General features: G+C 36.0%; 9 protein-coding genes, 1 tRNA gene and 2 pseudogenes. 10 read left to right on the top strand and 2 right to left on the bottom strand.

Annotated features, from left to right (window positions below; translation table 11 throughout):
• Window positions 1-216 precede the first annotated feature (216 nt).
• Window positions 217-1,453: pseudogene (locus tag GEZ85_RS09375) on the top strand (Nramp family divalent metal transporter).
• A gap of 113 nt (window positions 1,454-1,566) precedes the next feature.
• On the opposite strand, the gene GEZ85_RS09370 reads toward GEZ85_RS09375, so the two are convergent.
• Window positions 1,567-1,809, bottom strand: a complete 243-nt coding sequence (locus GEZ85_RS09370; protein ID WP_000710764.1) for a type B 50S ribosomal protein L31 — start codon at window positions 1,807-1,809, stop codon at window positions 1,567-1,569.
• A gap of 95 nt (window positions 1,810-1,904) precedes the next feature.
• A complete protein-coding gene (locus GEZ85_RS09365; RefSeq protein ID WP_153210119.1) occupies window positions 1,905-2,840 on the bottom strand; it encodes a DHH family phosphoesterase in 936 nt (311 codons plus the stop codon).
• Window positions 2,841-2,943: 103 nt separating this feature from the next.
• On the opposite strand from GEZ85_RS09365, the gene GEZ85_RS09360 reads away from it, so the two are divergent.
• From GEZ85_RS09360 to GEZ85_RS09315, 9 genes and pseudogenes are all read left to right on the top strand, one after another.
• Complete coding sequence (locus GEZ85_RS09360; RefSeq protein ID WP_001162128.1) at window positions 2,944-3,387, top strand: flavodoxin; 444 nt, start codon at window positions 2,944-2,946, stop codon at window positions 3,385-3,387.
• Between the two features lie 115 nt (window positions 3,388-3,502).
• Entirely contained in the window at window positions 3,503-3,769 is a 267-nt protein-coding gene (locus GEZ85_RS09355; protein WP_000362440.1) for a chorismate mutase, read from the top strand.
• Window positions 3,766-4,140: a fluoride efflux transporter CrcB gene (crcB, locus tag GEZ85_RS09350; protein WP_049544064.1), complete on the top strand. Its 375-nt coding sequence runs from the start codon at window positions 3,766-3,768 to the stop codon at window positions 4,138-4,140. Before GEZ85_RS09355 ends, crcB (GEZ85_RS09350) begins: the two co-directional genes overlap by 4 nt.
• Complete coding sequence (crcB, locus tag GEZ85_RS09345; RefSeq protein ID WP_049516595.1) at window positions 4,134-4,463, top strand: fluoride efflux transporter CrcB; 330 nt, start codon at window positions 4,134-4,136, stop codon at window positions 4,461-4,463. The genes crcB (GEZ85_RS09350) and crcB (GEZ85_RS09345) overlap by 7 nt, the downstream gene beginning before the upstream one ends.
• 118 nt (window positions 4,464-4,581) lie before the next feature.
• Window positions 4,582-4,929 (top strand): 50S ribosomal protein L19, encoded by a 348-nt coding sequence (gene rplS / locus GEZ85_RS09340; protein ID WP_001068669.1) that lies wholly within the window; start codon window positions 4,582-4,584, stop codon window positions 4,927-4,929.
• A gap of 42 nt (window positions 4,930-4,971) precedes the next feature.
• A tRNA-Arg gene (locus GEZ85_RS09335) sits at window positions 4,972-5,043 on the top strand.
• Window positions 5,044-5,730: 687 nt separating this feature from the next.
• A complete protein-coding gene (locus GEZ85_RS09330; RefSeq protein ID WP_261066834.1) occupies window positions 5,731-6,597 on the top strand; it encodes a helix-turn-helix domain-containing protein in 867 nt (288 codons plus the stop codon).
• A 231-nt stretch (window positions 6,598-6,828) separates the two neighbouring features.
• A complete protein-coding gene (locus GEZ85_RS09325; protein ID WP_049544067.1) occupies window positions 6,829-7,386 on the top strand; it encodes a CYTH domain-containing protein in 558 nt (185 codons plus the stop codon).
• Between the two features lie 232 nt (window positions 7,387-7,618).
• Window positions 7,619-7,811: pseudogene (locus GEZ85_RS09315) on the top strand (SAG1250 family conjugative relaxase); the annotation flags it as partial.

The raw sequence follows: 7,811 nt of genomic DNA, 5'->3' as shown, positions 1-7,811 counted from the left end.
ATATGAATCTTTCTAATGAGTTGTTTAGTCGCTTTTCATTATAGGTCATATGGAACTTTTTTTCTACAACAAAATAGGTTCCATAATATCCATAGGGGATTTACCCACTACAAATATTATAGAGCCATAAATTGGAAATAGAAAACTATTTTCAACATTTCTTTCAAAAACCATCAATAAAATAGGTAAAGACAAGATTAGGAAGTGAATATTCCTATGTCTTCTTACAAAAAGGTTTCTCTTTCTGAGATCAAGCAATCTATTGAAACTCCGAATAACAATCATTTTGGCAAAATCTAAAAGTATTTTTGGGGCCTGGAGCTCTTGTGGCAGTTGGTTATATGGATCCTGAAAACTGGATTACCAGTGTGGTTGGTGGTGCTTCCTACAAGTATAGTCTCTTATTCGCTATTTTGATTTCATCCATCATCGCCATGCAGCTACAACAGATGGCTGGAAAGCTCGGTATCGTGACTAGGATGGATCTAGCGCTGGCAACAGCTCATCATGCTCCCAAGTGGTTCTGCTATAGTCTATGGGTGATTTTAGAATTAGCTTTGATTGCGACAGACTTGGCAGAGGTTTTAGGTTCAGCAATTGCCTTAAATCTTTTATTTAAAATACCGATAAAGGTCGCTATCCTACTAACCGTTTTAGATGTATTTCTTATCTGGTGGTTTTATCTAATCCGAGTATGCAGGGGATCTTTGGTGATTATTTGCCGACTTCGACTTTATTTGAAAGTCCTCTGCCGGAAAATGAGAGTCAATTGACTTTGGCCTTAGGGATTGTAGGAGCGACAGTCAGGCCCATAATCTCTATCTTCATTCATTCTTATCCCAAACAAGGAAAATCAACCATAAGCGTAAAAAGGATGTTTGAAAATCTGTTCGTTTTATGACCTGGGACTCAAATCTTCAGTTGTCCCTAGCCTTTGTTGGCAATTCCTTACTTCTCATTTTAGGAGAATCGCTCTTTTTTTGCTCATGCGTCCGAATTTTCAGCTTTTTCCTAAATGTACAATGCTTTGCAGGATTCTACAATAGCAGGAGCGATAGCCAGCTCAACTCTGTTAACTTTATTTGCTCTAGCTCTCTTAGCAAGTGACCAAAATTCTACTATTACAGGTACTTTGACTGAAAAGATTGTTATGGAAGGTTTCTTGCATCTGAAATTACCTCAGTGGATTATCCGTATCGGGACACGTATTTTTGCCTTGCTTCCTGTGATCATAGTTGGACATCAAGAAAGAATCTTGAATCAGTTATTGGTCTATTCACAGATCTTTCTTTCAATCGCTCTTCCATTCTCAATTTTTCCCTTAATTTATCTGACTTCTAAGAAGTCAGTGATGGGAGAATTTACCAATGCCAAGTGGAACACAATCCTAGGCTACGTAGTTTCAATCATCTTGACCATTTTCAATATCAAGCTTCTTTTCGATATTTTTTAACCCCGTTTGAAATCAATTATAGTTTCAGCGTGATGGTTGACAAATAGAAAGTAGTAGTGATTGATTCATAAAAAGAAGAAAAAAAAGAACAGTAGGAACTGTTCTTTTTATCATTATTTGAGACCGTATTTTTTGTTGAAACGATCCACGCGTCCATCTGCTTGAGTGAACTTTTGACGTCCAGTGTAGAATGGGTGTGAGTCTGACGAAATTTCCACACGGATCAATGGGTAAGTTTCGCCTTCGAACTCAACTGTTTCGTTAGAGCGTTTTGTTGAACCGCTAAGGAATTGGTAACCAGTAGTTGTGTCCATGAAGACAACTGGGCGATATTCTGGATGGATATCTTTTTTCATTTTGCAATATTTCCTTTCTGCCATGGTCTCTTTGCGAGCCATAGATTGTTACCATACTAGTCTATCAGATTCTGAAAAGTTTGGCAAGTATTTTATCAGTTTTTAAGCAAGTTTTTTAACTTTTGGTAGATGATTTCGTTTTCTTCTAGGCTATAGGAATTAGCACCACTTGCTAGAGGGTGGCCTCCACCATCATGTTCCTTGGCAATTTCATTGATAGGATGGATTTTACTGCGTAAGCGAACACGGTAGTGGCCATCAGCCTGTTCTACAAAAATTCCCCAGAGACTGACGCTGTCAATCCGACCAGGAGCTCCTACAATAGCGGCAGTTTCAGCATCGGTGACATTGAATCGTTTTAAGATTTCCTGACTCAGGATAACGCGAGCAGCACCATTTTTATCCACTTCCAGATGGTCGTAGATGTAGCCTTGAAGTTTAGCAATTTTGTAGCTCATAGTGTCCATTTTGCGAGTGAGAGACGCAAAGTCAAAGTTCTGTTCTCTTAGAGAGGCAGCCAGGCGAAGAGTCCGTGCAGTCGTAGAAGGATAAAGGAAGCGACCTGTATCACCAACAATTCCCGCAAAGAGCAACTCAGCAGCGCGATCTGACAAGGCCAGTTGGGTTGTTTGGGCAAATAGGGTAATCATCTCGCTAGCGCTACTTGAACTAGTGTCCACCCAAGATAGGTCACCATATACATCATCATTTGGATGGTGGTCAATCTTAATGAGAAAATCACCTTGACTATAGCGCTTATCATCGATACGAGCAGTATTAGCCGTATCACAGACGATGACAAGTGCGCCTTGGTAGGCACTATCTTCAACAAGATCCATTTCCGCCATCCAAGTAAGAGTCGGTTCATCAAAACCAACGGCTTTGATGGTTTTTTCTGGAAAATGATGTTTGAGAAGAGTTTTCAAGCCCACTTGACTTCCCAAGGCATCAGGGTCTGGTTTCATATGACGATGAATGATAATGGTGTCGTATTCTTTAATTTTTTCTAAAATTTGATGGCAAATGTCCATAAATAACCTCAATTCTTTCTCATTTCATTGTAGCACAAGAATTTTTATTTTTAAAATGAAAAAGATGTGATATAATGGAGAAAGATAAATTGAGGAGGACGATATGGCATTAGCAAAAATTGTATTTGCCAGTATGACCGGTAATACCGAAGAAATTGCAGATATTGTAGCAGACAAATTACGTGACTTGGGCTTGGATGTCGATGTTGATGAATGTACAACTGTTGACGCTTCAGACTTCTTGGAAGCAGACATCGCTATCGTTGCGACCTATACTTATGGTGATGGAGAATTGCCAGATGAGATGATGGACTTCTATGAAGACCTAGCAGACCTCAACTTGAATGGCAAAATCTATGGAGTGGTCGGCTCAGGAGATACCTTCTACGATGAATTCTGTAAGGCTGTTGATGACTTTGACCGTGTCTTTGTGTCAACAGGAGCAGAAAAAGGTTCAGAGTGTGTTAAAGTTGATCTTTCTGCCGAGGAAGAAGATATTGAGCGCTTGGAACAATTCGCAGAAGAATTGGCTGCTAAAGTAGGATAAGCACAAAAGTGCACTGATGTAATCAATCAGTGCATTTTTCTTATCGTGAGTTGGGATTTTACTAGCCTATTTGATGGCTTTTTGATACAATAATTCAAATAAAGGAGGAGACTGTATGGATTTAGATATTATTCGCCAAGAAATTGATCAAATCGACGACCAAATTGTTAAACTTCTAGAAGAACGAATGCACTTAGTTGAAGGGGTTGTGGCTTATAAGAAAGCTTCGGGTAAACCGATTTTAGATACCAAGAGAGAAGAAGTTATTTTTGAAAAGGTTAGAAGTCGTGTAGAGGACAAGCGCTATCAGGAGACTATTGTCGCAACATTTTCGGACATACTCAAACGTTCGCGTGATTATCAGGATCAAAATATCAAATGAAAAAAGAACCATTTTATCCGCTAGGGATTTTTCTAGCTGCTATGTTGGGCGGACTTGTCCGCTATCTAGTTTCCACTTGGTTACCAGCCAGTCCAGATTTCCCTTGGGGAACCCTTCTAGTTAACTATCTAGGCATTTTCTGCCTGGTTTATCTTGTTAAGGGCTATTTAGTCTATAAGGGAACCAGCAAAGGCGTTATTTTAGCACTGGGTACAGGTTTTTGTGGTGGTTTGACAACCTTTTCCAGTCTCATGCTTGATGCTGTGAAACTGCTTGATACAGGGCGTTATCTTAGTTTAGTCCTGTATTTGCTTTTGAGCATTGGTGGAGGCCTACTTTTGGCCTATTGTCTAGGGAGGAAGAAATGGTAATCGTCTATCTTGTAATTGCTTGTGGCTTAGGAGCGCTCGTACGGTATTTCTTTTCCCGCTATAATCAAGCTTCTAAATTGCCACTCGGAACGCTCATAGCCAATCTTCTAGGTTGTTTTTTGATTGGATTATTCTACAATCATGTGGAGTCTAAGGAAGTCTATGCTATGCTAGCAACTGGTTTTTGTGGAGGTTTGACAACTTTTTCGACCTTGAATGACGAACTTCAAAGACTGTTAAGTGATAAGAAGGTATTTTATAGCTACCTAGCCTTAACCTACCTAGGTGGTTTAATAGCGATTTTTTTAGGAATTCTGCTATAAATTTCTTTACTTTTTTGTGGAAATTTGGTAAACTGTATCTTGTGTGTAATGGACGCACAAAAATACAGTTTATCCGCTGAGGAAGATTCCTCAAGATTGACAAAGATAGGAGAATAAAATGAATCCATTAATCCAAAGCTTGACTGAAGGTCAACTTCGTACAGATATCCCATCATTCCGTCCTGGTGACACTGTTCGTGTACACGCGAAAGTTGTCGAAGGTAACCGTGAACGTATCCAGATTTTTGAAGGTGTTGTTATCGCACGTAAAGGTGCTGGTATCTCAGAAAACTACACAGTTCGTAAAATCTCTAACGGTGTAGGTGTTGAGCGTATCTTCCCAATCCACACTCCACGTGTTGAAAAAATCGAAGTTGTTCGTTACGGTAAAGTACGTCGTGCGAAATTGTACTACTTGCGTGCTCTTCAAGGTAAGGCAGCTCGTATCAAAGAAATCCGTCGTTAATTCGACTAAAAAACTCTGCTTTTTCAGCAGAGTTTTTATCTAGCTCCCTTAGTTCAATGGATATAACAACTCCCTCCTAAGGAGTAGTTGCAGGTTCGATTCCTGCAGGGGGCATTTTTAGAAATGTAAAGAAAGACAAAGAAAATTCAAAATGTTTATTTGAAGGCAATTATCACAAGTTCATTTTTAAAAATAATTTAGTATTTTTTGTCTTTTTTGACCAAATTTTGAGCAAAAGTTATATTTTGATCAATGAGTACAGATAAAGTGGATCAGCAAAGTAACTTTGACATCTATTAGTTAAAAAATAAGGACTTCCTTTGTTAGAATGTCCTTATTTTTATTATGGAATTGGACAAATGAGGTTAAGGTTCAGCTCTATGAACTTAGAAAGCAAGTACAAAGCTTTAAACAGCTTTCAAAAAGATTGGGTGTGGATTTTTCGGGCTAAGGTATGTGATAAAATGAATTGATTGTTATGAAATAGAGAGCCTAAAAAATGGGGAAAATCGTTATTATTCCCCTGAATTTGATATGTTGTAAAAGACTATTTGTGTTCTGTTAAATATATTAATAACAAAATTTAAACATGATAGTCTAATATCTAATCCATTTAAAGTGAATAAGTTTATCAATCGTTTGAGTAAGAAAATTTCAAAAGAAGAAGGGATAGGTTTTCAAAAATAACCTATCTAGTCATTGTTTATATATAATTTGTATCTTTTGGTTTATTAATTTGTATTTAAAATTTAATCATGTTACAATTGAAATTGAAATCGAATAGAAAAGGAAAATGCAAACGTGGGTACACTATTAGCAACAAGATTAAAAAATAGACGAAAAGAATTAAAAATGTCTCAGCGAGAATTGGCTGAGGGGATATGCAAACAGGGACAGATTAGTCGATTAGAGAATGGAGAATTTACTCCAGGAGCAGACTTTTTATATGCTCTGTCTAAGAAGTTAAAAGTTAGTATGGATTATTTTTTTAATGAGCAAATTGAAGAAGAGATTGATGAGCTATCAGAGTTTAAAAAGTTAGCCCAGACATTTATCACAAATCGAAATTATGAGTCTTTGAAATATATATATGAATTAGAGAGTGTAAAGGTACATCGCTTGTCTCTAGTAAATAAATTTTATATGGAGTGGATAAAATCTCTTATAGATTTTTATTTCTATGGGCAAAAAGAGGAGGCTGTGGCAAGATTGGAGAAGGTACTGTCTCAGTTAAGTGTAACTGACTTGACCTACCTTCAAGTTGCAAATACTCTATTCAATTTTTATTATGACATTGAAGATTTAGAGAGTTTTAATGAAATTAGAGAAAAGTTAGAGTATCAAGTAAATCAACTCCAGTTAAACACAATCGAAGAATTAAACCTTTCTATTAAATTTAATTATAATGTTTGTCGCTATCTATGGTTGCAGAATAATACTGAAGAGGCTATTACTAAAATCACAGATACGATAAAGCAATGTAAGACGTATAGAACAACGTATCTTTTGGCTGATTTGTATTTATTGATGGGAAATGTCAGTAAGAATTTTTCTTCTAAAGTTGCAGTAAAAGAGTACTTTGAAACGGCTTATTTCCTTTATAAGCTTGAGGGAAATATGTCAATGGCTCTTAAAGTCGAGCATTATATTGCAGATATAACAGAATAGTAAAGACGATGTTCATAAGCATCGTTTTTTTAATCTAAAAAGATACAAATATGTATTTAACAAAAATAAATAAAGAATATTATAAAAACAATTGACATAATAACATCTAAGTGCTAAAATGAGTGCAAGAAAATATTAGGCTTTTTGTCCATAAAACATCTACAGAAACTTACTATAGACTGAGTGAATGTAAAGAGACTTCAGCCTTTGAAGAATTGAGAGGTAAAATGAATGAATGAATTAGAAGTTAGATTTGAACTCAACGATGAGAGGGATTATAATAATGCTATTTCATATTTAGAAAAATCTTATAAATTTAAGTGTGAAAATAAGCAAGTTGATAAATATTTTAAAACAAAAGGAAGAGAATTTGAAAATGATGAGGTAGGTAGCTTTATCTACAGAATTCGCCAAGAAGATGATAATAGAGCAAGTGTTTTTACAAGAAAAGATACGATAAAACAAGGAATGTGGAGTGAAAGTGAAATAGAGTTAGAATCTGAAAAATTAGAATTTGTAAGGAATATCTTGCAAGATGGATTTTCAAATATTTTCACAATAAGTAAACATAGAAAGACTTATCATGATGCATTAGAAAATAAAACGATTAATCTAGATAAGATTGATGGTCTTGGATTTTATCTTGAGATAGAGATTTTAGGAGATTTTTCAAAAGAAGATTATAATAATTTTTATGAGAAAATGTGCGGAGAATTCTCGTTTTTAAATTCAAAAATAGAAACAAAGGGCTATGTCCAATTAATGAGAGAAAAAAATGGACGTAATTAAAATTATCAAATAGTCTTGTTGGGATTGTTTACTCAATTGCTGAATTTGGAAGTTTGATAGCAGTAACCTTTCTTTCTACTTTTTGAATAAGAAGGATGCCTTTATCTTGATGAATGTATCAATGGCAACCATTCCACTTGTCATTATGGCAAGTGGGATGGTAGAAAATTATGTGACTATTAGTCCGTCTCGCTCCGTTAGGTGCGAGACAAATAAACCACCCGTTAGACGGGTGGTCATGATTCCCAATTATCAATTAGATATTCTGGAAGAAGAGAATCAAACAAAATATAAAATCTTTATACGTGAGACAACTTCATACTTTGTATATAACAAAGAACATTCGGATAAGAATCAGTATGTCAAAGGACGAACATTGATAAGACAGCTAACCAACGATAGTCGAGTAATACCATACAGAAGAT

Source organism: Streptococcus mitis, from assembly GCF_009496205.1.
Classification (GTDB): Bacteria; Bacillota; Bacilli; order Lactobacillales; family Streptococcaceae; genus Streptococcus; species Streptococcus mitis_BN.
The sequence above is the reverse complement of the archived record's forward strand: the minus strand, read 5'-3'. Positions and strand labels throughout refer to the sequence as shown.

Excerpts from the sequence above, each read along its gene's own strand:
- GEZ85_RS09370 (WP_000710764.1), bottom strand. The coding sequence starts at position 1,809 with ATGAAAAAAGATATCCATCCAGAATATCGCCCAGTTGTCTTCATGGAC.
- GEZ85_RS09355 (WP_000362440.1), top strand. The coding sequence starts at position 3,503 with ATGGATTTAGATATTATTCGCCAAGAAATTGATCAAATCGACGACCAA.
- GEZ85_RS09325 (WP_049544067.1), top strand. The coding sequence starts at position 6,829 with ATGAATGAATTAGAAGTTAGATTTGAACTCAACGATGAGAGGGATTAT.
- rplS (WP_001068669.1), top strand. The coding sequence starts at position 4,582 with ATGAATCCATTAATCCAAAGCTTGACTGAAGGTCAACTTCGTACAGAT.
- GEZ85_RS09360 (WP_001162128.1), top strand. The coding sequence starts at position 2,944 with ATGGCATTAGCAAAAATTGTATTTGCCAGTATGACCGGTAATACCGAA.
- crcB (WP_049544064.1), top strand. The coding sequence starts at position 3,766 with ATGAAAAAAGAACCATTTTATCCGCTAGGGATTTTTCTAGCTGCTATG.
- crcB (WP_049516595.1), top strand. The coding sequence starts at position 4,134 with ATGGTAATCGTCTATCTTGTAATTGCTTGTGGCTTAGGAGCGCTCGTA.
- GEZ85_RS09365 (WP_153210119.1), bottom strand. The coding sequence starts at position 2,840 with ATGGACATTTGCCATCAAATTTTAGAAAAAATTAAAGAATACGACACC.